The sequence below is a fragment of the Nitratidesulfovibrio sp. HK-II genome, assembly GCF_003402415.2.
Classification (GTDB): domain Bacteria; phylum Desulfobacterota; class Desulfovibrionia; order Desulfovibrionales; family Desulfovibrionaceae; genus Cupidesulfovibrio.
In genome coordinates this window covers 1,810,710-1,833,440 of record NZ_AP036014.1, presented here as the reverse complement: position 1 = coordinate 1,833,440, position 22,731 = coordinate 1,810,710, and the positions used below count along the sequence as shown (strand labels likewise).

20 protein-coding genes are annotated in these 22,731 nt (G+C 66.9%); 4 read left to right on the top strand and 16 right to left on the bottom strand.

Translation table 11 applies throughout. From position 1 onward, the window contains the following. Positions 1-12: 12 nt before the first annotated feature. The 16 genes from RVX_RS07360 to RVX_RS07285 form a co-directional block, all read right to left on the bottom strand. The gene (locus RVX_RS07360; RefSeq protein ID WP_230404465.1) at positions 13-975 is read right to left on the bottom strand and encodes a UbiA family prenyltransferase; all 963 of its coding nucleotides are present in this window, start codon (positions 973-975) and stop codon (positions 13-15) included. Positions 976-989: 14 nt separating this feature from the next. Next, positions 990-2,207 (bottom strand): cytochrome c oxidase subunit II, encoded by a 1,218-nt coding sequence (gene coxB, locus RVX_RS07355; RefSeq protein WP_116305351.1) that lies wholly within the window; start codon positions 2,205-2,207, stop codon positions 990-992. Between the two features lie 6 nt (positions 2,208-2,213). Beyond that, positions 2,214-2,504, bottom strand: a complete 291-nt coding sequence (locus RVX_RS07350; RefSeq protein WP_116305350.1) for a cytochrome C oxidase subunit IV family protein — start codon at positions 2,502-2,504, stop codon at positions 2,214-2,216. Between the two features lie 9 nt (positions 2,505-2,513). Further along, positions 2,514-3,110: a cytochrome c oxidase subunit 3 family protein gene (locus RVX_RS07345; RefSeq protein WP_116305349.1), complete on the bottom strand. Its 597-nt coding sequence runs from the start codon at positions 3,108-3,110 to the stop codon at positions 2,514-2,516. After that, complete coding sequence (ctaD, locus tag RVX_RS07340; RefSeq protein ID WP_116305348.1) at positions 3,103-4,728, bottom strand: cytochrome c oxidase subunit I; 1,626 nt, start codon at positions 4,726-4,728, stop codon at positions 3,103-3,105. The genes RVX_RS07345 and ctaD overlap by 8 nt, the downstream gene beginning before the upstream one ends. Positions 4,729-4,822: 94 nt before the next feature. Then, positions 4,823-5,857 (bottom strand): SCO family protein, encoded by a 1,035-nt coding sequence (locus RVX_RS07335; protein ID WP_420192427.1) that lies wholly within the window; start codon positions 5,855-5,857, stop codon positions 4,823-4,825. Positions 5,858-6,101: 244 nt separating this feature from the next. After that, positions 6,102-6,410 (bottom strand): c-type cytochrome, encoded by a 309-nt coding sequence (locus RVX_RS07330; protein WP_116305347.1) that lies wholly within the window; start codon positions 6,408-6,410, stop codon positions 6,102-6,104. 87 nt (positions 6,411-6,497) lie between these two features. Then, complete coding sequence (locus tag RVX_RS07325) at positions 6,498-6,767, bottom strand: c-type cytochrome (protein WP_371682104.1); 270 nt, start codon at positions 6,765-6,767, stop codon at positions 6,498-6,500. Between the two features lie 273 nt (positions 6,768-7,040). After that, positions 7,041-8,126, bottom strand: a complete 1,086-nt coding sequence (secF, locus tag RVX_RS07320) for a protein translocase subunit SecF (protein ID WP_116305345.1) — start codon at positions 8,124-8,126, stop codon at positions 7,041-7,043. Between the two features lie 15 nt (positions 8,127-8,141). Then, the gene (gene secD / locus RVX_RS07315; RefSeq protein ID WP_116305344.1) at positions 8,142-9,740 is read right to left on the bottom strand and encodes a protein translocase subunit SecD; all 1,599 of its coding nucleotides are present in this window, start codon (positions 9,738-9,740) and stop codon (positions 8,142-8,144) included. Positions 9,741-9,864: 124 nt separating this feature from the next. Continuing rightward, complete coding sequence (gene yajC / locus RVX_RS07310) at positions 9,865-10,251, bottom strand: preprotein translocase subunit YajC (RefSeq protein ID WP_007522133.1); 387 nt, start codon at positions 10,249-10,251, stop codon at positions 9,865-9,867. Between the two features lie 315 nt (positions 10,252-10,566). Beyond that, the gene (locus RVX_RS07305) at positions 10,567-12,372 is read right to left on the bottom strand and encodes a cation:proton antiporter (RefSeq protein ID WP_116305343.1); all 1,806 of its coding nucleotides are present in this window, start codon (positions 12,370-12,372) and stop codon (positions 10,567-10,569) included. A 220-nt stretch (positions 12,373-12,592) separates the two neighbouring features. After that, complete coding sequence (locus RVX_RS07300) at positions 12,593-13,438, bottom strand: hypothetical protein (RefSeq protein WP_230404462.1); 846 nt, start codon at positions 13,436-13,438, stop codon at positions 12,593-12,595. Then, on the bottom strand, positions 13,435-14,544 hold the full coding sequence (locus RVX_RS07295) for a class II glutamine amidotransferase (RefSeq protein ID WP_116305342.1): 1,110 nt from the start codon (positions 14,542-14,544) through the stop codon (positions 13,435-13,437). Before RVX_RS07295 ends, RVX_RS07300 begins: the two co-directional genes overlap by 4 nt. Before the next feature lie 210 nt (positions 14,545-14,754). Next, complete coding sequence (locus RVX_RS07290) at positions 14,755-16,278, bottom strand: glutamate synthase-related protein (protein WP_116305341.1); 1,524 nt, start codon at positions 16,276-16,278, stop codon at positions 14,755-14,757. Positions 16,279-16,615: 337 nt separating this feature from the next. Continuing rightward, positions 16,616-17,362 (bottom strand): alpha/beta hydrolase, encoded by a 747-nt coding sequence (locus tag RVX_RS07285; RefSeq protein WP_116305340.1) that lies wholly within the window; start codon positions 17,360-17,362, stop codon positions 16,616-16,618. Between the two features lie 175 nt (positions 17,363-17,537). Here RVX_RS07285 and RVX_RS07280 point away from each other — a divergent pair, with 175 nt between their 5' ends. The 4 genes from RVX_RS07280 (at position 17,538) to mnmG (ending at position 22,723) form a co-directional block, all read left to right on the top strand. Beyond that, the gene (locus RVX_RS07280) at positions 17,538-18,860 is read left to right on the top strand and encodes an amidohydrolase family protein (RefSeq protein WP_116305339.1); all 1,323 of its coding nucleotides are present in this window, start codon (positions 17,538-17,540) and stop codon (positions 18,858-18,860) included. A gap of 157 nt (positions 18,861-19,017) precedes the next feature. Further along, the gene (locus RVX_RS07275; protein WP_043608189.1) at positions 19,018-19,293 is read left to right on the top strand and encodes a PxxKW family cysteine-rich protein; all 276 of its coding nucleotides are present in this window, start codon (positions 19,018-19,020) and stop codon (positions 19,291-19,293) included. Positions 19,294-19,460: 167 nt separating this feature from the next. Then, complete coding sequence (locus RVX_RS07270; protein ID WP_116305338.1) at positions 19,461-20,702, top strand: M20 family metallo-hydrolase; 1,242 nt, start codon at positions 19,461-19,463, stop codon at positions 20,700-20,702. A 122-nt stretch (positions 20,703-20,824) separates the two neighbouring features. Further along, positions 20,825-22,723: a tRNA uridine-5-carboxymethylaminomethyl(34) synthesis enzyme MnmG gene (mnmG, locus tag RVX_RS07265; RefSeq protein WP_116305337.1), complete on the top strand. Its 1,899-nt coding sequence runs from the start codon at positions 20,825-20,827 to the stop codon at positions 22,721-22,723. Positions 22,724-22,731 lie beyond the last annotated feature (8 nt).

Genomic DNA, 22,731 nt, shown 5'->3' with positions numbered 1-22,731 from the left:
TGGTATCTGAACTTAAAATAAAGGCAGCACCCGGTCCAGCAGCAACAGCAGCATGAGCGCGGGCATGGCGGCGTCCGCGACGCGCAGGGCCAGCCCATGACCATCGGGCGTTCCGCCCCTCTTGGCGCGGCGCGGCAGGGCGGCCGCCGCCAGCAGCGCCACGCCAAGCCCCACCACCCCGGCGCGGGTCAGCGGGTCGTGCAGCAGCGGGAAAACCGGCAGCATCAGCACGGCCACGGCGTAGGCGTGATACCACACCCGCAGCAGCCTGCCGTAGCGTTCGGCCGCATACTGGGCGGGCGGCACGGGCAGCCCGGCGCGGGCGTAGTGGATGCTTTCACGCTGTGCCCGCAGCCAGAAATGGGGCACCTGCCACAACACGTACACGCCGTACAGCAGGATGGCCACGGGGTCGGCCGGGTCTCCGCCCGCCGCCATCCAGCCCAGCAGGGGCGGCATGGCCCCCACCAGCGCCCCCGGCAGCAGGGCAAAGGCCGTCACCCGTTTCAGGGGGGTGTACGCGCCGTTGTAAACAACGGCGATGGCCGCGCCCACCAGGGCAAGGCGCAGACCGGACAACGGATACGCCTCGGCGGGCAAGCTGCCGAAGGCCGGGGGCTGGTCCACGGGCGGTGCGAACGCCCCGGCCGTGAACAGGCAACCCAACGCCCCCGCGAACAGCAACGCCCCCAGTCCCACGGCCGTGCCTGGCGTCATGCGCCCGGCGGGCAACGGCCGCCCCGCCGTGCGGGGCAGCAAGGCGTCGATGTCGCGCTCCTGGGCCTGATTCCACGCGGAACACGCCGCCGCGAGCAGCATGGCCCCGGCCACCACGCAGACCAGCGCAACCGGCGTCCCCCCCCGCGCGGCAAAGGGCAGCGGCACGGCCAGCAGAAAGCCGAAGGCTGTGGCCGCGCCCACCATCAACGTCACGTTCAGGCGCAGCAACAGGCGCAGGTCGTGCAGACTGGGCATGCGAACCTTGTGCATCAATGTGCGTGCTCACCGAGGGACTTGATGTACTCCACCATGGCCCCGAGTTGATCCGGCGTCAGGTGCTCATACGGCGGCATCATGGGGTCGTAGCCCTTCACCGTGCCCAGCGACTGAGCATTGGCGATCTTGGCGCGCAGGTACGCATCATCGGCGGTGACCTGTTGTTCCTTGCCGTCGCGCAGCACGGTGGAGGGGGCGTTCCACAGCCCCTTCAGGCTGGGCCCGGCAATGATCGAACCGTCGGTGGAATGGCACGAGATGCAGCCTTCGGCCTCCATCAGCCGCCTGCCCTCCTCGCGCCCCACCTCATTGCCGTGCATCAGCCAGGCCAGCATCTGTTCCATGTCTTCTTGCGGCACCATGCCCTCGGTGGACGGCATGATGGGGTCGTAGCCCACTACCAGTTCGCCGTTGGGGTCGGTGAAGGCGCGGCGCAGATACCCTTCGTCGGCGAACACCTTGCGTTTCGTGCCGTCGGGCAGGGCCACCTCGCGTTCGGCCCCGTACAGGTCCCTGAAGGTGGGACCGACGCCTGGCGTTCCGTCCAGCGAATGGCACGAGATGCAGCCGTACGTTTCCATCAGCGCCCTGCCCTTGCCGCCGGGGGCCTCGGTGCTGGCCAGCCAGACATCGAAGGCAGGCTTGTCCACCACCTTCACCGTGGTGATCATGTTGGCGTGCTTCAGCCCGCAGTATTCGGCGCACAGCAGGTCATACTCTCCGGGGCGGTCGGCCTTGAACCAGGCATAGGTTTCCATGCCGGGCACGGTGTCCATCTTGATGCGGAAGGCGGGCACGAACAGGCTGTGCAGCACATCCACGCTGGTCATGCGCAGCTTCACCGGGGTGTCCACGGGCGCCACCAGCACGCTGTTCCGCTTGCCGCCGGGGTATTCGAACACCCACGACCACATGCGGGCGGTCACCTTAACCTCCATGGCGCCCTCTGGCACGGTGCGCAGGGCCTTGTAGCCCTCCCACCCGTAGTAGAACAGGCCCATGACGATGATGGAGGGAATCACCGTCCAGGCGATCTCGGCGGGAACGTTGCCGGAGAACTGCGCGGCAACGGGGTGGCGCGATTCGTGGTAGCGCCACACGAACCACAGCATGGCTGCGGTGATGGCCAGCAGCACGAATACCGAAAACCCGAAGATGATGGCGAACGCAAGGTCCACCTGCTGCACGGGCGTCAATGATTGCGGATACATGGCAACCTACCTGTAGGCCACGTCGAAGAAGGTGAACCCGATGGCGATGGCAAGGATGACGAAGGCCGTGAACACCATCAGCCGTATGACCCTGCCCTCGTAGCGCAGGTGCATGAACCACAGGATGACCAGCCCCGCCTTGGTTGTGGCCACGCTCAGCGCCACCACCACGTTCAGGAAACCGAAGTCGTAGGCGGTAACGCCCACGGTGATGGCGGTCAGCATCATCAGGGCCGCCCACACCAGCATGTTGGTGCGCGCCGGGACGGCGTGGTGCTCTGTGTCGTGTCCGGTCATGCTGGCCCCCTAGACCACAAGATAGAAGAGCGGAAACAGGTAGATCCACACCAGGTCCACCAGGTGCCAGTACAGCCCGCCGTTTTCCAGGAACACGAAGTGCTCCGGAGTCACCCGGCCCACGCGCATCAGGTGCCAGCCATACAGCAGCACGGCACCGCCGATGATCACGTGGATGCCGTGCAGCCCGGTCATCAGGTAGTACAGGTTGAAGAACACCATCTCGCCGGGCGGCAGCTTGAGCAGCGCGGGGCTGTCTGGATAGATGCCGTGGCTTATCTTGGCGCTCCACTCGAAGAACTTGTTCACCAGGAACACCCCGGCCAGGGCCACCGTAAGCAGCACAAGCCGCTGCGAAAGCAGCACCTTGCCGCGTTGCAGCGCGCTGATGGCCAGCGCCATGAACAGCGAACTGGTAATGAGCACGATGGTGTTGGCCGTGCCGAAGATACGGCTCAAGTCCTTGCCCGCGGCATGGAATTCCGCCGGGTAGCGGTGCAGGTACACGGCATAGAGCAGGAACAGCCCGCCGAACAGCAGCACTTCCGTGAACAGGAAGAGCCACATGCCTATCTTGGCCCCTTCGTAGTCGCGGTGCTCATGCATCGGGCTTCACCCCCGTGTAGTCGTAGGGGCCGTGCGTGACCACGGGCTCGACGTCGAAGTTGTGGTGCGGCGGTGGGGAAGGCACCATCCATTCCAGCGTGGCCGCGCCCCACGGGTTGCGGCCCACGGGCTTGCCGTGGCGAATGCCCCGCCACAGGTTCCAGAACATCAGCAGCAGCCCGGCCGCCAGCACCCACGACCCCATGGTGGAGATGAAGTGCCCATCTGCGTACTTGGGCAGGTAGTCGTAGTAGCGGCGCGGCATGCCCTGCAACCCGATGATGAACATGGGAAAATACAGGATGTTGAAGCCCACGAAGGCGATCAGACACGACCAGTTGGCGATGCGCTTGTCGTACATGCGTCCATAGACCTTGGGGAACCAGTAGTGCATGGCCCCGAACAGCCCAAAGCCGAGCCCCCCGAAAATCACGTAGTGGAAGTGCGCCACCACGAAATAGGTGTCGTGCACATGCACGTCAGTGCCCGCCGCGCCCAGCACAAGGCCCGTCAGGCCGCCGATGGAAAACAGAAAGATGAACGCCAGCGCGTACCACAGGGGCGGTTCCACCCGGATGGACCCCTTGTACAGCGTGGAAACCCAGTTGAAGACCTTGATGGCCGAGGGAATGGCCACCACGAAGGTCAGGAACGAGAAGACCATCACCGCAGTGTCGCTCATGCCGCTGACGAACATGTGGTGCGCCCACACCAGCGACCCGGCAAACGCGATGGCAAGGCTGGAAAAGGCAATCATCTTGTAGCCGAAGATGGGCTTGCGCGCGAACACCGGCAGGATTTCGGAAATCACGCCCATGGCGGGCAGGATCATGATGTACACCGCCGGGTGCGAATAGATCCAGAACAGGTGCTGGTACAGGATGGGGTCGCCCCCGCGCGAGGGGTCGAACAGCCCCACGCCCAGCACCCGCTCGGCAAAGATGAGCAGCACGGTGATGCCGAGCACCGGCGTGGCCAGCACCTGAATCCAGCCCGTGGCGTACAGCGACCAGCAGAACAGCGGCAGGCGCGTCCAGGTCATGCCGGGGGCGCGCAGCCGATGCAGGGTGGTAATGAAGTTGAGCCCCGTGAGAATCGACGAAAAGCCCAGGATGAACACGGCGATGACCGCCACGTCCACGTTGGTGGTGGTCACCGCGCTGAAAGGCACGTAAAAGGTCCAGCCGGTGTCGGGCGCACCCTTGCCGGTGACCAGCGAGACAACGGCCAGCAACGCGCCGATGATGTACAGCCACCATGAAAAGATGTTCAGCCGGGGAAAGGACACGTCCTCCGCCCCGATCTGGATGGGCAGGAAGATGTTGCCGAACGCGGCGGGAATGCTGGGGATGACCACCAGGAAGATCATCACCACCCCGTGCAGGGTGAACAGCGCGTTGTAGGTCTGCGGCCCCATGATGGTGCGACCCGGCGCGATGAGTTCCAGCCGGATCAGGAAGCCCAGCGTCAGCCCCACCAGGAACATGGCGACGATGCAGTACAGGTACAGCATGCCGATGCGCTTGTGATCGGTGCTGAAGATCCACGAGGCAATCCCTCCCTTCGTGCCGGGCAGCGGCTGGAAGAAGTTCGGGTGGTCGTGCGCGTCTGCGCTCATGCGATGATCTCCTGTAGCTGGTACGGGCAGTGAACCGGGAATAAGAACTGACAACGGAACCGAACCGTCGGACGCAGCAGGCCGAATTGGCGGCCTAGCCCTGGGGAGGCCCCGGCTTTGGCGAATCTGACGGAGGCAGATCGGATGAAGATGCGCCGGAAGGGGGCGTGCCTTCCGTGGGCGTGCCAGACGTGGGCGTGCCTTCCGGTTCCTTGCGTTCCTTCTTGCGCGGGCCGCCCCGCACCAGCACGAACAGCAGCACCGCCGCGCCGAACAGGATGATCAGCCCGGCGATGCGCATGAAGTCGAACACGTAGCGCCGCCCTTCCGGGTCGTAGGTGAAGCAGTACGACAGCACGCGCTTCACCGACAGGCCGATGGTGCCGTGCGAGGCTTCCGTGACGGCCATGGTCAGGTCGAAGGGCATGAAGTTCTGGCCGTACAGGTAGCGCACCACCTTGCCCCCCGGCGCGGTGACCACCAGCACCACGGGGTGGATGAAGTCGCGCCCCTGCCGGGTGAACCGGAAGCCGATGGCGTCCATGAACCTGTTGATGGACGCAAGGTCGCCGGACAGGAAGCGCCAGCCGTCTTCCGGATAGGAAAAATTCATCGCCGCGAAATAGTTCTGCTTCTTGCGCGCGGCCAGTTGGGGGGTGTCCGTCTCGTCAAAACTCACGGACAGCACGCGATAGTCCTTGCCCGGTTGCAGAGAAATCTGCGGCAACACCCGCGCCAGCGAGCTTTGCAGCATGTTGCACACGGTGGGGCAGGAATAATAGATGGGTGCGATGATCACCGGCACGTCCATCAGGCTGCGCGGGTCGATGGGGTTGCCCATCTCGTCGCGCAGCAGGACGCCTTCGGGGATGATCTCGCCGAGGCGCTCGTCCACCCCCGCCAAAGAAGGCTGGGCTCCTTGAGGCGGCTGGCCGGACTGACCCGCGGGCGTTGGCTGGCCGAGTTTGCCTGTGGTGGGCGGGGGCACCGGGTGCACGTGCTCCGCCGGGGGCTGTGCGGCGTCGGCCACGCCGTGGCCGACATGGGCATCCTGGGCGGGTGCTGCAGTGGCCGGGGCGTGGCCCGCGGACCCCGCATGCCCAGTGTGCTCCGCAGGATCGTCGGGCATGGTGGCGCTACCCTGCCCGGCATGTCCGTTATGTCCGCCATGCCCGGCATCGCCCGGCGTGGTCGGGGAGGCCGGGGAGGCATCGACGGCAGCCACGAGAACGGGGGCATGGCCGACGGACGGAGCCGTCGCCCACGCCCCCGTGGCGCACGATGCGATCAAACCAAGCAACAAGGCCGTGGCGGCAAGCGCGCGCACGCCAACACTCGTCAGGTCATGATGGCGGACGCGCATCGTCAGGCTCCTACAGCTTGGACATGTAATCGGCCATGGCCTTCATTTCCTCGTCGGAATAGCGCTTGACGAGGTTGGTCATGACGGCCTTCTTCTCGCCGCCATAGCTGCCGTCTGCGTAGCCCTTCAGCTTCTTGAACAGTTCGTCGGCCTTCTGGCCCTTCACGGGCTGGCCTACGCCCATGGCCACCTTGGAGCCGTCGGCCCCGTGACAGCCAACGCAGGACTTGTACAGGGCGGCGCCGTCGGCGGCCACTGCAGCGGAAATGCCGAAGGCAAGGGCGGCACAGATGCTCATGATCACAAGAATGCGTTTCATGCGAGTTCTCCTGTTCTTGATGATGCCTGTTTTACCAGACCGTTCGACGGGCAGGCCCCGCAGGCGTGCCCTGTGCGGCGGTCGGCTCTAAAAGGAGGCCATGTGCGCGGCCAAGGCCCGCATGTCCTCGTCCGAAAGCTTCTTGGCGACCCCCGCCATGACGGCCTTTTTCGATCCGCCGTAGCTGCCCTCGGCATAGCCTTTCAGTTTGCCGTACAGGGCTTCGGCAGTTTGCCCCTTCACGGGGCGCGCTGCCCCAAGGGCTGCCTTGCCGCCGTCATCGCCGTGGCAACCCGCGCACTGCGCGTACAGCGCCGCGCCGTCCGCCGCCAGGGCCGGAACTGCCGGGACCGTCATGGCCCCCAGGGCCGCCCCGACCAGCAGGGCGGCCAGCGCCCCACCCGCAACGATTGCCTTCATGTCGCCTCCACGGGACAAAAACGATTGCAAGTACCCGTAGGATAACGCCTGAACACGAAAAAAAGCAACCGCCATCATGCCTTGGGCGGCAGCCTGGCGCGATTTCGTTCCCCCATGCCGCATCGAACGGCGATTTGGGATGATAACATGAAAAACGGGCGGCACCTGCGCGCCGCCCGTCCATTTCTGATGCGAACCTGAAAAGGCTGCCTACACGGCCCCTTCCTGGCCCACGCGGGGCGCGGGTTCCTTTTCTTCCTCGGGCATGCCGAAGTGCAGCAGCACCGGGCTCGCCACGAAGATGGAGGACAGGATGCCCACGAACACGCCCACCAGCATGGTCAGCGCGAAGTCGTGGATGACCCCGCCGCCCAGCACGAACAGCGCCAGAATGACCACCAGCGTGGTGCCGCCCGTCAGGATGGTGCGGCTGAGCGTCTGGTTGATGCTGGCGTTGATGATGCGCGCATACGTCCATTCCTTGCGGTGGGTGCGCAGCGTTTCGCGGATGCGGTCGTAGACGATGATGGTGTCGTTAAGCGAGTAGCCCACCAGGGTCAGGATGGCCGCCACGATGTTCAGGTCCACTTCCTTGTCCAGCAGGGAGAGCACGCCCAGGGTGATGAGCACGTCGTGCACCAGCGCCACGATGGCCCCCAGGGCGAAGTTGAGCCGCAGCTTCCAGCACAGCACCATGGTGAGCACCAGCGAGAACGGCACCAGCCACAACCGGGGCACTCCGATGATCCCCAGCAGGTACATGCCGCCCGCAAGGGTGCCCGCCATGACGGCAGACGCCATCCAGCGGCGCTCGAACCGGCCGGAGATGTAGATGGCGATAAGCAGCACCGCGTAGTACAGCGCCTCCACCGCCTTGCTCTTGAGATCCGCGCCCACCTTGGGGCCGACCATCTCCAGACGCTGCACCTCGAAGCTGGCGTCCTTGATGTTGGCCTTCAACGCCGCGGTGACCGCCGTGCGGATGACATCGGTCGATTCGTCGGAGTTCGAGATGCGGATGAGGTATTCGGTTTCGCCCTCGCCGAAACGCTGCACGGCAAGGCCAGGCAGGTTGGCGCCTTCCAGGCTCTTCTTCAGGGTGTCGTCGGCCACGGGGCGGTCGAACTTCACCTGCACGATGGCCCCGCCCGCGAAGTCGATGCCGTAGGTCAGCCCGCCCTTGAAGACGATGGACAGCAGGCCCACGAGGATGAGCACGATGGAAAGCACGTACGCCTTGTGGCGCATGCCCACGAAGTCGACATTGGTGTCATGCCGGATGAACGAGAAACCCATTGTGGTTCTCCTCCGCTATATGCTGAGGCGTTTGTCGCCCGAACCGCCCTTCCAGGCCTGGAAGACCACGCGCGAGACGAAGATGGCGGTGAACATGGACGCGATGATGCCCAGCGACAGCGTGACGGCAAAGCCCCGCACCGGGCCGGTGCCGAACTGGTACAGGATGGCCGCCGCGATGATGGTGGTCAGGTTCGAGTCGGTGATGGCCAGCGTGGCGCGGTCGAAGCCTTCATGGATGGCGGAAAGCACCGTGTGCCCCTTGCGCAGTTCCTCGCGGATGCGTTCGTAGATCAGCACGTTGGCGTCCACGGCCATGCCCAGGGTCAGCACGATGCCCGCAAGGCCCGGCAGGGTCAGGGTGGCCCCGAAGGCGGCCATGCCCGCAAGGATGAGCAGCACGGTGACGCACAGCATGACGTCGGCGATAAGGCCCGACACGCCGTAGTACACCACCATGAACAGCATCACCGCCGCGCCGCCGACAACGGCGGCCATGATGCCCTTGTCGATGGATTCCTGGCCCAGCGAGGGACCCACGGTACGCTCTTCGAGAATGCTCACCGGCGCGGGCAAGGAACCCGCACGCAGCACGATGGCCAGGTCCTGCGCCTCTGCCGTGGAGAACTTGCCGGTGATGCTGGCGCGGCCGCCGCCGATCTTTTCCTGGATGACCGGCGCGGAGTACACCTTGCCGTCCAGCACGATGGCCAGGCGCTTGCGCACGTTTTCCTGGGTGATGCGCTCGAACATGGCCGCGCCGCGGCTGTTGAAGGTCAGCATCACATAGGCCTGGTTGAAATTGTCGAAGCCGGGGCGCGCGTCGGCCACGTATTCGCCGGTGAGCACGGCTTCCTTGTCCACCACCAGGGGCAGTTCGGACTGGCTGCCGTCGGCGCCGCGGCGGACCATGGGCCGCACCTCGGTGCCGGGCGGCACGATGCCGCGCGCGGCCTTTTCCGCGTCCACGTCGTCGCGCACGATGTGGAATTCCAGGTGGGCCGTCTGGCCGATGATCTGGATGGCGCGCTGGGTGTCGTGCAGGCCGGGCAGCTGGATCTGGATGCGGTTGTCCTGCTGCTTGCGGATGTCCGGTTCGGCCACGCCGAACTGGTCGATGCGGTTGCGGATGGTCTTGACCGCCTGCTCCAGCGCCATATCGCTGATGGTCTTGCGATATTCCGGCTTCATGGTGGCCACGTAGCGCAACTGTCCGTCATCGGTGGTCTGCGGCGCGGCAACGCTGAGCTGCGGGAACTGCCTGGCCAGCAGTTCGCCCAGCACCTCGCGCCGCTCTGCCTTGGCCAGCACGAACTCGATGCGGTCGCCGGGCAGCACGCGGGGGCGCAGCACGAAGGCGTCCTTCTCGCGCGCCATGGTGCGGATGTCCTGGCCCATCTGAGCCAGCGAGTTTTCCACGGCCTTGTCCACGTCGACGCCGAGCGTCAGGTGGATGCCGCCCATGAGGTCGAGCCCGAGGCTGATGGTGCTGTCGGGCAGAAACCGCCCCAGCGGCGACGACTTGACGCCCGGCAGGCTCGGCAGCACGTAGGCCGCGGCGAACAGCAGCACGGCCAGCACCACGGCGAGTCTCCAGCGGAAACCCTCTTTCATTGCGACTCCTGGAGTTGCGGTATGTCACGCGGGTGCGGCGCGCGGCCGCATTCACGGCAAAAAGGCAAGCAGGCGCAATCCGCCTTGGCGGCGCGCGTGCTTGCCCATGCCGGTGGAAACGGGGCTACTTCTGCCCGTCCTTCCCGTCTTCCTTCTTGTCCGCGCCCTTGGCGGGCTTCTTGTCGTCCTTCTTCGCCTTGGGGTCGATGACCGCGCTGACGAAGGAACGACCCACGCGGACCTTGGTTTCGCCAAGGTCGAGCACCAGCACGTCGTCCTGCACCTCGAACACGCGGGCGTACAGGCCGCCAGCGGTGACCACGTTGTCGCCCTTCTTGATGGCTTCCAGCATGGCCTTGTGTTCCTTGGCCTTCTTCTGCTGGGGACGGATCAGGAGAAAGTAGAAAATGGCGAACATGAGAATCAGCGGCACGAAAGACGCGATGGGGTTGGCCCCGCCGCCGGCCGGCTGCCCAGCGCCCATGGCGTACGCCACGTTGGTCCAGAGCATGATGCCTCCTTGAAGGTTACGCCCCCGCAGGCGAGGGCGTTATGGTCGCAAAACGTGACATACCTACCTGCCGTGGCCTTTTTTTTCAACGCTTTTCTGGCCGGGGAACCGCGCGCGCCAAGCGGCGCGGGCCTTCGGCCGGGCATGGCGGGGTGCGGCCGAGTGCGACCAGACGCTTTCCCCCGCGTCCCGACGCGAAAGCAACGGCCCTGCGGTGCGGGGGGCCGGCCCGTTTACGGGCAGGCGGGGCGCGCCACATCCCGTTGCCGCTGGTTCCCACCGTTCAACGCACCAAGGCACAGGCACGCGGCGAATTCAACACCATTCCTCACGGATGCGGCGGCGCTCGGCGTCCACCTGTTCGTCGGTGGCGCCCAGTTCACGCAACAGGAAGGTGGACAGGGACAGCGCCACCGCGCCCTCGCCGGAAAAGACCACTTCCGCCCCGCCCGCGCGCAGGGCCTCGGCCTCGCGCAGGTAGGTGGTGTGGATGAGGATGCGCGCCCTGGGGTTCACCCCCCGTGCCACCTCGATGATCTCGCGCGCGGGCGCGGTAGCCGTGGAGATGATCAGCGCCTCGGCCTGTTCGAGCCCGGCGTGACGCAATATTTCGGCCTGGGTGGCGTCGCCGTGCACGGCCGCAAGGCCATGCCCGTCATGCGAGTCATGCGGGGCATGGGCCGTGCCGTCGGCGTCGCCGCCCTCGCCTTCCGCCGCCTCGCGCGCGGCCTGTTCGCGCAGTTCGCGCAGTTCGCGCACGGTGTCGATGTTCATCTCCACCACCACCACGTCCATGTCGTTGTCGCGCAGGATGCGGGCAATGGCCCGGCCCACGGGACCGTATCCGATCAGCACCACGCGGTGGGCGTTGTCGCCGGGCGGTGGAACGGGCGTGTCACCGTCGCCCCCGGCGCGGGCCACGCCGATGCCCCGCCGGGCCAGCGCCTTCATCATCGGATCAATACCCTTGTACAGCAAGGGGTTGATGGTGATGGACACCACCGCCGCCACCACCAGGGCGTTGCCCGCCTCCGGTGGCAATACCCCCAGCGCGGTGCCCATGGAGGCGAGAATGAACGAGAATTCGCCGATCTGGGCCAACGCCACAGCCACGGAGACGGCCTTGCGCAGGGGGCGCCCCAGCACCAGCACCACCAGCAGCGCGGCCAGCGGCTTGCCCACCAGCACGATGCCCAGGGTGACCAGCATCAGCGGCCAGCCGGTGGCCAGCGAGGCGGGGTCGAACAGCATGCCCACGGACACGAAGAACAGCACCGCGAAGGCGTCGCGCATGGGCAGCGCCTCGGCCGCAGCGCGGGCGCTGAAGTCGGACTGCCCGACGACCATCCCCGCCAGAAACGCCCCCAGCGCCATGGACGCTCCGAAGAACTCCGCCGCACCCACGGCAATGCCAAGGGCCAGCACCAGCACGGCCAAGGTGAACAGGTCTCGCGTGCCGGTGCGGGCCACATAGGCAAGCAACAGCGGGATCAGCCGCTGCCCGGCCACCAGCGTAAACACCACCAGCGCGCCCAGCTTGAGGGTGGTCATGCCCAGTGTAGCCCACACCGACGCGCCCCCCGCACCGGGAGCGGCAGCGGGCGGGAACAGCGCGGGCAGCAGCACCAGCACCAGGATGGTGAACAGGTCTTCCACCACCAGCCAGCCGATGGCCACATGGCCCACGGGAGTGTGCATGGCCCGGTTGTCGGACAGCACGCGGGTGAGCACCACGGTGCTGGCAACGGAAATGGCCATGCCGAACACGGCCCCCGCCGTCCACGACCAGCCGAAGAAATGCGTGGCCAGCATGCCCAGCACCGTGGCGGCGGCGATCTGCACGATGGCCCCCGGCACGGCCACGGAACGCACGGCCATGAGATCCTTGAGATGAAAATGCAGCCCCACCCCGAACATCAGCAGGATGACGCCCAGTTCCGCGAACTGGGTGGCCGTGTCCGCGTCGGCCACGAAACCGGGAGAATACGGCCCCACCACCATGCCCGCCAGCAGGTAGCCCACGATGGGCGACAGGCGCAGCTTCTGGGTGATGAAACCAAGGGCCAGCGCGGCGGTAAGTCCGCCCGCCAGGGTGAGGATGAGGTCGATATTGTGCGGCATGAAACGCTCCCGTCGGGGTGAAGGCGCGGCGCATGGGGCGACGCCGGAAACGAGGAAATGCGGACCAATGCCTGACTATGCGCACTCCGGCCATGCCGCGCAACCCCCGGCGCGCCCCAAACAACGCGCCGCAACGGCGAAAGGCCCCGGCGCGTTGACGCGCCGGGGCCCCGTTGCATTCCGTTCCGTTCGATATCCCGTGCTATTGCCGACGTGGCGGCTAGTTCGTCCCCACGTACATGTTGCCATAGGGTCGGTGCGAGAAGGGGCGTATCTTCACGAACGGCTCGGACAGGATGGCATCGGTCAGCGTCGCGGCATCGGCTGGTTCATCGCCCACGGCCCCGAACTCGCCCGCGAACTCGGCGGCAAAGTCCGCCACATGCCCGCGCAGGAACTCCATGTCCCCGTCGTCCACCGGCTCCATGGAAAGGCCCGGCCCAAGCTGGTATTCCGGCACCCGGCCGCGCAGGTAGATGACCCCGCCGTGCATGCCGGTGCCCAGATTGCGCCCGGTGATGGGCGCATCGGCCATGCCGGAATGCATGCCCAGCAGGATGATGGCCCCGCCCGCCATGTATTCGCCCAGAAAATCGCCCGCCTTGCCCCCCACCACGATGACCGGCACGCGGTCCATGTAGGCCTTCATATGGATGCCCACGCGGTAGCCCACGTCGCCCCGCACCAGAATGCGCCCGTCGCGCATGGCGTAGCCCAGCACGTCGCCCGCCATGCCGTGGATGACGATGCGCCCGCCGTCCATGGTGTTGCCCACGCCGTCCTGCGCGTTGCCGTGCACATGGATGGTGGGCCCGCGCATGAACGCGCCCAGGTCCTGCCCCGGCACCCCGCGCACGGTGAAGCGCACGTCGCCCTCCACGGCGGTGGCGATGTAGCGTTGCCCGCGCACCTGCACCACCTCGATGTCGGTCACGCCGTGCTCCAGCGCGGCGCGGATGTGTTCATTGAGCTGACGGTAGTAGACCCCGGTGGCGTCGATGACGCACCGCTCGCCCTCGCGCTGCACGCAGAAGCCCTTTTCGTCGCACATCACGTCGGCGTTCATGCTGCATCCCCCTGCGGCAGATAGTCTACGATCACGGGCTGGCCCGCCTTGGGCGCCCAGACCCGGTCAAGGTCACGGCAGACCTCGCGGATGGAGCTTTCCTCGCTGGACATGAACACCCGGTCGCCCTTTTCGGCCACCACCAGCGGGCGCAGCTTGACCCGGTCGTTGAGGCCCATCATCCCGTGGGAATCGGTCACCAGGATGGCGAACGGGCCGTTGAGCAGGGCCGAACCGTAGACCATGCGCAACGCCTTGAAGGCCTCGCGCTCCGCCTCGGGCATGCGGTCCACCTCGTCCCAGAACGGCGGCGCGAACACCCAGCTGGCCTCGCGCTTGGTCAGGCCGTGCTTGCGGATCAAAAGGTCGATCAGGTAGGCCACCACCTCGGTGTCGGTCATCAGGGTGCACTCGTAGCCGTGCTGGCACAGGTAGCGCTTGTTGATGCCGTAGGACGAGATTTCGCCGTTATGCACAATGGCCCAGTCCAGCAGGGTGAACGGGTGCGCCCCGCCCCACCAGCCGGGGGTGTTGGTGGGAAAACGGTTGTGCCCTGTCCACATGTGGGCGTGGTATTCGTCCAGCCGGAAGAAGTCGGCGATGTCCTCGGGAAAGCCCACGCCCTTGAAGGCCCCCATGTCCTTGCCGCTGGAAAACACGAACACGCCGGGCACCTTGGTGTTGATGTGCATCACCGTGCCCACCATGTAGTCGGCCTCGTCGCCGGTGGCCCAGGCGGGCCGGTTGGCCTTGGGCGTGACAAAGAAGCGCCAGACCACGGGCGGGTTCTTCACGCTGGCCACCTTGCGGGTGGGGATGGGCTCGGAATGGCGGATGTCGTGAAACTGCTTGATGACGCCTTCCGCCCGTTCCAGCGCGTCGCGGTCGTCACACATCAGGTGGAAGGCGTACCAGTCCGCCCGGTCCGGGTAGATGCCGTAGGCAGCGAAGCCGCCGCCCAGGCCGTTGCCCCGGTCGTGCATGGTGCACATGGCCGCAATGGGCTCCGACCCCGGTATGAGCCGCCGCGCCCGGTCGATGACGCCGAACACGCCGCAGCCGGAAATGTCCTTCTCGAAATGCCAGAAATCGCGTGGAGCCTGCATGGCCTTTCTCCGTGGTGTCAGTGGGCCGCACCGACTTCAAGTTCTTCTTTAACTCTTCATCACGCCATACCCCGCACAACCCCGGCGGGGCGCAGCGTGGGTGATGGCAAGGAAAACCGGCATTTTTGCAGAGGGAGCGTACTCTTTGGTACGTGACCGGCGCAAAAAGCCGGTTTGACGCAGCCAGCGCCCGCGATCCGCACCGCCGGGTTACAACCCCGCGTGCTTGATGCCCAGGACATTCAGTTCCACGTCGTTGAGCCCCACGCCCCGCAGCTTGTCGCGGTTGCCGCGCAGGCTCTCGATGGAGTTCAGCCCCATGCCGCCCAGCATTTCCTGAATCTCGTGGCCCCAGGCGCGGACAAGATTGGCCATGCGCTGCGCGGCCACGTCCGGGTTCTGGCGCTTCTTGAGTTGCGCGGCGTTGGTGGCGATGCCCCACGGGCACTTGCCGGTGTAGCAGCGGCCGCACAGGGTGCAGCCCACGGCCACCAGCGCGGCGGTGCCGATGTACACGGCGTCGGCGCCCAGGGCGATGGCTTTCACCACGTCGGCGCTGCACCGCACGCCCCCGGCCACCACCAGCGAGGCATGGTTGCGGATGCCCTCGTCGCGCAGGCGGTTGTCCACGGCGGCCAGGGCCAGTTCGATGGGAATGCCCACGTTGTCGCGGATCATGGTGGGGGCCGCGCCCGTGCCGCCCCGGAAGCCGTCGATGACCACGATGTCCGCCCCGGCGCGCACGATGCCGGACGCGATGGCCGGGGCGTTGTGCACCGCGGCTATCTTCACGGCCACGGGCACCCGGTAGCGGGTGGATTCCTTGATGGCGTAGATGAGCTGAAGCAGGTCTTCAATGGAATAGATGTCGTGGTGCGGCGCGGGCGAGATGGCGTCGGAACCCTGCGGCACCATGCGGGTGCGCGAGACTTCCTCGTCGATCTTCTCGCCCGGCAGGTGGCCGCCAATGCCCGGTTTGGCCCCCTGCCCCACCTTGATCTCCACGGCGGCCCCGGCGTTCAGGTAGTCCTTGTGCACGCCGAACCGTCCGGAGGCCACCTGCACGATGGTGTTGGCCCCGTACTGGTACAGGTCGGGGTGCAGGCCGCCTTCGCCGGTATTGTAGCAGATGCCGAGTTGCGTGGCGGCGCGGGCCATGGCCACGTGCAGGTTGAAGTTGATGGCCCCGAACGACATGGCCGCGAACATGATGGGGTATTCCAGTTGCAGTTGCGGCGGCAGGGGCTGCTTCAGGCGCGGGCCTTCCGGGGTGTGGATGAAGTCCACGGCGTCGGGCTTGGCACCCAGAAAGGTGCGCAGTTCCATGGGCTCGCGCAGCGGGTCTATGGAGGGGTTGGTCACCTGGCTGGCGTCCAGCAGCATGTTGTCCCAGTAGATGGGCTTGGGCTGCGGGTTGCCCATGCCGGACAGCAGCACCCCGCCGGTGTCGGCCTGCTTGAAAATGTGCTTGATGTACGTGGACGTCCACAGCGAGTTGTCGCGGAAATCCGAGGGCTTCTTGCGGATGGTCAGGCAACTGGTGGGGCACATGGCCGCGCAGCGGTGGCAGCCCACGCAGCGGGCACTGTCGTGCACCACGAACTGTCTGGCCTCATCCCAGAAATGGGCCTCGTACGAACACTGCCGCACGCAGACCTCGCAGTTGATGCACCGGGCGCGCTCGCGCTCGATGACGAAGTCGTTGAAATGCTGGCTGATGGGCTTCACGTGCACGCTGGTAACCTCTGCTTGGCGAACCTGTGGGGATACGGCCGGAACGGCAGCCCGGTTCGCCTCCCGCATAGCATGTTTCCGCACCCGTGTCCGGCGTTTGCCGTCGGAAAGCGGAACGTGCCGCGAAAAGCCGGGAATGCGCCAACGCGATTCCCCCGGAGCGTCCGGCATGATCAGGATTTAACGATTCCGTGCAAAATCGTCAATCCCGCCACAAGCACAAGTCGGGATTGACCGGTCACACAGCAGAAACAGTGTAATTGTTGCGGAATATTAGATTGTGAAATTATGTTTTTTGGAGAAAACGGCAAAAAAGGCAAAAAATAACATTTTTGTCTCAACAAAAAAGCCCGCACACGAAGTCGCGCACGACAGCGCACACCCTGTCGCGGCTTTCAGCGTGGGTGGTGATGACGTGGTGCCCGGCGCGCCTGTCCGCGATGTCGAACAGTTTCAGGGTCACGTCGGGCGAGGCCACGTGGGCGGCAATGTGCAAGGCGTTGGAGAAATGCACGGTGGCGTCGCCGCGCGCCTGCATGACCAGCAGGGGGGCCGTCACCCGGTGCAGCCCCCTGCGCACGTCGGCCGCGCCCCTGATCAGGCTGTGCAACTGCGGCAGGGCCGTGGCGTCTTCATATCCACGCCACGGGGCCACGGCGCGGGCCGCCTCGCTGCGCGGGGCGGAGGGCCACACCGGGCGCACGTGGCGCAGCAGCCCCACCAGCGGCAACCGCCAGTCCTTCATGCGCCACGGAACGATGCGGTACACGTACACGGGTGCGGCCAGCGCCACCACGCCCAGGGGCCGGAACACCTGCGCCAGGTGCAGGGCGATGGTGCCGCCCATGGAAAGCCCGACGGGCACCACCGCGTCCACCTCTTGCTCCAGCGCGCGGTATTCTGCTTCCGCGTGGGCCGCCCAATCGGCGAACACGGTGCGTCGAAAGTCCTCGAACGAGGTGTCGTGACCCGGCAGGCGGATATTGCGCACCACGCACCCCGCGTCCCGCAACGGTCCGGCCAGCGGTTCCATTTCAAAGGGGGCTCCGGTGAACCCGTGCACCAGCAGGCATCCCACGCGCATCCTTCGCTCCTTGGCGCTCCCTGGCGCTCATTGCCGCATTCCGCACGCTTGCCGCGCGCCATGCCCTATATTAAAGGAAAATCGTTTCGTTGCCCGGCCGAAAGCCATCGACATCACCCGCGGCGCGCACCGCGCTGGCCCGCCCTGCCGCACTCCGCCACCTGAAGGAGCCACCATGACACGCCCCTGCGACATCCTCATACAGGCCGCCTGCATCGTTACACAAGACGGGTTGCGAACCGTCGTCGAGAACGGCGCGCTGGCCGTGGCCGACGGCATGGTGCTGGACGTGGGCCCGCGCGAGGCCGTGGCCGCCGCGCATGCACCGGCGCGGGTGCTGGACCTTGGCGATGCGCTGGTCCTGCCCGGCCTGGTCAACGCGCACACCCACGCGGCCATGACCTTTTTGCGCGGCGTGGCCGACGACCTGCCGCTGATGGAATGGCTGACGCAGCACATCTTTCCCGTGGAAAAGCACCTCACACCCGACATCGTGGAAGCCGGGGCCCTGCTGGGCTGCGCCGAAATGCTGCGCACCGGCACCACCGCCTTCAACGACATGTACCTGATCCAGGACGCCACCTACCGCGCCGTGGACAAGGCGGGCATGCGCTGCCTGGGCGGCGAGGGCATCTTCGGCTTTCCCTCGCCCGCCTACCCCGACGCCGACGCGGGCCTTGCGCTGGTGCGGCAGCTGCACGAGCGCTGGCGGCACAACCCGCGCATCCGCCAGTGCGTCACCCCGCACGCGGTGTACACCACCTCGCCGGAGCTGCTGCAACGCTGCCAGGCGCTGGCCGAGGAACTGGACCTGCCCCTGCACATCCACCTGGCGGAAACCACCACGGAAACCGCCCAGTGCCAGCAGATGTTCGGACAGCGGCCCGTGCCTTACTGCCACGGCCTTGGCCTGCTCACCCCCCGCGCCACCGTGGCCCACGCCGTGGACCTGACGGACGACGAAATCGAACTGCTGGCGCGGACCGGCGCGGCCGTGGCCCACAACCCGGAAAGCAACATGAAGCTGGCGTCCGGGGCGGCTCCCGTGGTGCGCATGCTGCAACTGGGCGTTCCGGTGGGCATCGGCACCGACGGCGCGGCCAGCAACAACAGCCTGAACATGTTCACGGAAATGACCAGTTGCGCCATGCTGCACAAGCTGCGCTGCATGGACCCCACCTGCGCCCCGGCCCAGGCCGTGCTGGACATGGCCACCCGTGGCGGCGCGGCCGCCCTGCACTGGCCCGGCCTTGGCCAGCTTGCCCCCGGCTGCCCGGCCGACCTTACCGCGCTGGACCTTACCGCGCCCAACCTGCAACCCATGTACAACCCGGTCTCTCACCTGGTGTACGCCGCCACCGGGCACGAGGTGCGCCTGACCATGGTGGCGGGCGAGGTGTTGTATCAGGATGGCCGGTTCACCCGCTTCGACTACCCCGTCCTGGTGGCCCAGATGCGCGACGTGCGCCGCTGGGTGCTGGACAAGCTGGGCAGGTAGCCGCCTGCCGCCCGCCGGGGGGAGCGCCGTTTTTCCACGCCCATCGGTATCCGGCCCCGCTTCGCCATTTTCCTGTTGACAATCGGGGCGAACTGTATAATTGGAACCTGCTTTCTGAAAGAACAAACGCGCTTCGCGCGCGACGGAGGATTTCGAGATGAGCGCAACGAGCAACGTCCTTGCTGGTGCCACCAAGACGGCCGACGGCGTGGTGATGAACGGCATCGCCATCAAGCCCATCGTCGAACAGTGCGAAGGCTGTGAACGCATTCGCCTTTTCGAAGACGAAAAGTTCTGCGGCAGCTACCCCCTGCCCGAACGCAAGTGGGTGGGCGGCAAGTGCAACTTCGCCACGCACATCAAGACGCAGGCCGCCGCCGCCGCGAAGGTCAACCCCCTCAAGGCGTCCAAGCGCGCCGCCAAGGGCCGCTAGACCCTACCTCGACACCACGGGAAAGGGCGCGGGCGACCTCGCCCTTTCTTTTTTTCTCCGCCGCGCGCCAGCCATGGTCATGCCCGGCGGGGCACCCTTCTGACTCGGCGGCCGGGCCGCTTCGTGCGGCAGCGGGCGTCACGCGCCACGCGCACGGGGTTTGCCGCATGCCGCATCGCATCCTATCCGCTCTCGACGCCCGCCGCGACACCGTCATCGAAGTGCAGCGCGAACTGACCCGCCGCCCGGCCCTTGGCCCGGAAAGCGGCGGCGAAGGCGAACGCGCCAAGGCCGACTGGCTGTTTGCCCACCTGCGCGACATGGGCGTGACGGACATCGAGACCATCGACGCCCCCGACCCCCGCGTGCCCTGCGGCCATCGCCCCAACATCATCGCCCGCGTGCCGGGCAAATCCCCCCGCACGGTGTGGGTGCTGGCGCACATGGACGTCGTGCCCCCCGGCGACCCCGCCCTGTGGGACGGCGATCCGTGGACCATGCGCGTGGACGGCGACGTGCTGTTCGGGCGCGGGGTGGAGGACAACCAGCAGGCCATCGTCTCTGGCCTGCTGGTGGCGCGCGAACTGCTGGAGCAGGGCATCACCCCCGATCTTTCCCTTGGCCTCGCCTTCGTGGCCGACGAGGAAACGGGCAACACCCACGGCATGGCCCACGTGGCCGCCGTGCGGCCCGACCTGTTCCGGCAGGACGACCTCATCGTGGTGCCCGACTTCGGCGACAGCGAAGGGGCCATGATCGAGGTGGCGGAAAAGAGCATGCTCTGGCTGCGCATCGCCGTCACCGGCAAGCAGTGCCACGCCTCCACGCCGGACGAGGGGGTGAACTCCCTCGCGGCCGCCGCCGCGCTCATCCTGCGCATCCGCCGCCTGAACGAGCGCTTCCCCGACGCGGACCCGCTGTTCAACCCGGCCACGTCCACCTTCGTGCCCACCAAGAAAGAAGCCAACGTGCCCAACGTGAACACCGTGCCCGGCTCGGACGTGTTCTACGTGGACTGCCGCGTGCTGCCCCGCTACGACCTGGATGACGTGGTGGCGGCCGTGCGCGGCCTGGCCGATGAGGTGGAGCGCGAATACGGGGCCTCCATCGCCATTTCGCACGTGCTGCGCGAGCAGGCCGCGCCGCCCACCAGCCCCGACGCCGAGGTGGTCACCCGGCTGCGCGCGGCCATCAGCGGCGTGTACGGCGTCACCGCCCGGCCCGCTGGCATTGGCGGGGGCACCGTGGCCGCCATCGTGCGGCGCATGGGCCTTTCCGCCGCCGTATGGTCCAAGCTGGTGCCCAACGCTCACGTGCCCAACGAGGCCACGCGCATCTCCTGCAACATCGGAGACGCCAAGGTCATCGCCACCATGCTGTTCAAGGACGGAAAGCAGCCGGGGGCGTAACGCGCCCACCCTTGCGCCTTGCCTCGCCGTCTGGTCGGGCGCTTCGGCGTTGCCCCGTCGCGTCGTCACAACGTCACCTTGCCGCCTTCGCCGTCACAGCCCCCAACCCCACGGTACCGCCCATGTCCGCATCCCTCACGCCGCGCAAACCCCCATTTCCCGCCATCTTCGACTGCATCGTGGTCGGGGCGGGGCATGCCGGGTGCGAGGCCGCCATGGCCAGCGCGCGCCTGGGCCACCCCACCCTGCTGCTGACCAGCAACGCCGACCGCATCGGCCACCTTTCGTGCAACCCGGCCATCGGCGGGCTTGCCAAGGGGCACATGGTCAAGGAAATCGACGCGCTGGGCGGCATGATGGGCCTGTGGGCCGACGAGGCGGGCATCCAGTTCCGCACCCTGAACGTCAGCAAGGGGCCCGCCGTGCGGGCCACCCGCGCCCAGATAGACCGCGACGCCTACCTGCACGCGGTGCGGCGCGACGTCTTCGCACAGGACAACCTGTGGGTCTGGCAGGACACGGCAGAGGCCATCCTGAGCGAACAGGGCCGCGCCGCCGGGGTGCGCACCGGCCTTGGGCAAGAATTTCGCGCCCGGTCGGTGCTGCTGACCACAGGCACCTTCCTGTGCGGGCTGATCCACGTGGGGCTCACCAACTTTCCCGGCGGCAGGCTGGGTGATGCGCCCGCCGTTGGGCTTTCCGCCTCGCTGCGCGGCCACGGGCTGGAACTGGGGCGGCTGAAGACCGGCACCACCCCGCGCCTGCTGCGGGACAGCATCGACTTTTCGGTCATGGAAGAGCAGCCCGGCGACGAACCGCCGCGCCCGTTCAGTTTTCGCGGCCCCGGCGTGCGCCTGCCGCAGGTGCCCTGCCACATGACCTGGACCAACGAGCGCACCCACGCGGCCATCCGCGCCGGGTTCGACCGCTCGCCCATGTTCACCGGGGTCATCACCGGCACCGGGGCGCGCTACTGCCCGTCCATCGAGGACAAGGTGGCCCGCTTCCCCGACCGCGAACGCCACCAGATCTTCGTGGAGCCGGAAGGGCTGACCAGCCCGGAATGCTACCCCAACGGCATTCCCACCAGCCTGCCGCTGGACGTGCAGAAGGCCATGATCGCCACCATTCCGGGGCTGGAAAACGCCCAGATCGTGCGCCCCGGCTACGCCATCGAATACGACTACGCGGACCCCATCCAGCTGCACCCCACGCTGGAAGCCAAGACGCTGCCGGGCCTGTACCTGGCCGGGCAGATCAACGGCACATCCGGCTACGAAGAGGCGGCGGCGCAGGGCTTGTGGGCCGCGCTGAACGCCTCGTGCGCGCTGCGCGGGATGCCGCCGTTCCTGCCGGGGCGCGACGTGGCCTACATGGCCGTGCTGGTGGACGACCTGGTCACCAAGGGCACGCGCGAGCCGTACCGCATGTTCACCTCTCGCGCGGAACACCGCCTGCTGCTGCGCGAGAACAACGCCGACGCCAGGCTGACCCCGCTGGGCCGCGACCTGGGCCTCGTGGACGACGCCCACTGGGCCGTGTTCCGCGCCCGCCACGATGCCCTGGCCGAACTCATGAACCAGTTGGAACAGCGCCGGGTGACGCCCGACGCCGCCACCCGCGCCATCTTCGCCGAACTTGGCGAAGCCGTGCCCACCCGCGCCGTGTCGCTGGCCGAGTTGCTGCGCCGCCCCAGCATGTCGCTGGAACGGCTGCGTGTCTTCTGGCCCGAAGCCACGGACCACGCGCCCGAGGTGTGCGAAGAGGCGGAAACCATCATCCGCTATTCCGGGTACCTGGCCCGGCAGGAGGAACTGGTGGAGCGCGCCGCCCGGCAGGAATCCGCCCCCCTGCCCGAAGACCTGGACTACGGCGCGGTGGCCGGGCTGACCCGCGAGATCGTGGAAAAGCTCACCCGCGTCCGGCCGCGCACCATGGGGCAGGCATCGCGCATTTCCGGGGTGACCCCGGCCGCGCTGACCTGCCTGGAAATCCACCTGCGCAAGCTGGAACGGGCCTAGGCGCGAAA

Bases quoted from the DNA above. Each gene is read 5' to 3' on its own strand.
- RVX_RS07350 (WP_116305350.1), bottom strand. From the start codon at position 2,504: ATGACCGGACACGACACAGAGCACCACGCCGTCCCGGCGCGCACCAAC.
- secF (WP_116305345.1), bottom strand. From the start codon at position 8,126: ATGGGTTTCTCGTTCATCCGGCATGACACCAATGTCGACTTCGTGGGC.
- RVX_RS07300 (WP_230404462.1), bottom strand. From the start codon at position 13,438: ATGAACGCCGACGTGATGTGCGACGAAAAGGGCTTCTGCGTGCAGCGC.
- RVX_RS07285 (WP_116305340.1), bottom strand. From the start codon at position 17,362: ATGCGCGTGGGATGCCTGCTGGTGCACGGGTTCACCGGAGCCCCCTTT.
- RVX_RS07275 (WP_043608189.1), top strand. From the start codon at position 19,018: ATGAGCGCAACGAGCAACGTCCTTGCTGGTGCCACCAAGACGGCCGAC.
- ctaD (WP_116305348.1), bottom strand. From the start codon at position 4,728: ATGAGCGCAGACGCGCACGACCACCCGAACTTCTTCCAGCCGCTGCCC.
- RVX_RS07335 (WP_420192427.1), bottom strand. From the start codon at position 5,857: ATGCCCGACGATCCTGCGGAGCACACTGGGCATGCGGGGTCCGCGGGC.
- RVX_RS07305 (WP_116305343.1), bottom strand. From the start codon at position 12,372: ATGCCGCACAATATCGACCTCATCCTCACCCTGGCGGGCGGACTTACC.
- secD (WP_116305344.1), bottom strand. From the start codon at position 9,740: ATGAAAGAGGGTTTCCGCTGGAGACTCGCCGTGGTGCTGGCCGTGCTG.
- RVX_RS07280 (WP_116305339.1), top strand. From the start codon at position 17,538: ATGACACGCCCCTGCGACATCCTCATACAGGCCGCCTGCATCGTTACA.
- RVX_RS07345 (WP_116305349.1), bottom strand. From the start codon at position 3,110: ATGCATGAGCACCGCGACTACGAAGGGGCCAAGATAGGCATGTGGCTC.
- coxB (WP_116305351.1), bottom strand. From the start codon at position 2,207: ATGTATCCGCAATCATTGACGCCCGTGCAGCAGGTGGACCTTGCGTTC.
- RVX_RS07295 (WP_116305342.1), bottom strand. From the start codon at position 14,544: ATGCAGGCTCCACGCGATTTCTGGCATTTCGAGAAGGACATTTCCGGC.
- yajC (WP_007522133.1), bottom strand. From the start codon at position 10,251: ATGCTCTGGACCAACGTGGCGTACGCCATGGGCGCTGGGCAGCCGGCC.
- RVX_RS07270 (WP_116305338.1), top strand. From the start codon at position 19,461: ATGCCGCATCGCATCCTATCCGCTCTCGACGCCCGCCGCGACACCGTC.
- RVX_RS07325 (WP_371682104.1), bottom strand. From the start codon at position 6,767: ATGACGGTCCCGGCAGTTCCGGCCCTGGCGGCGGACGGCGCGGCGCTG.
- mnmG (WP_116305337.1), top strand. From the start codon at position 20,825: ATGTCCGCATCCCTCACGCCGCGCAAACCCCCATTTCCCGCCATCTTC.
- RVX_RS07330 (WP_116305347.1), bottom strand. From the start codon at position 6,410: ATGAAACGCATTCTTGTGATCATGAGCATCTGTGCCGCCCTTGCCTTC.
- RVX_RS07360 (WP_230404465.1), bottom strand. From the start codon at position 975: ATGCCCAGTCTGCACGACCTGCGCCTGTTGCTGCGCCTGAACGTGACG.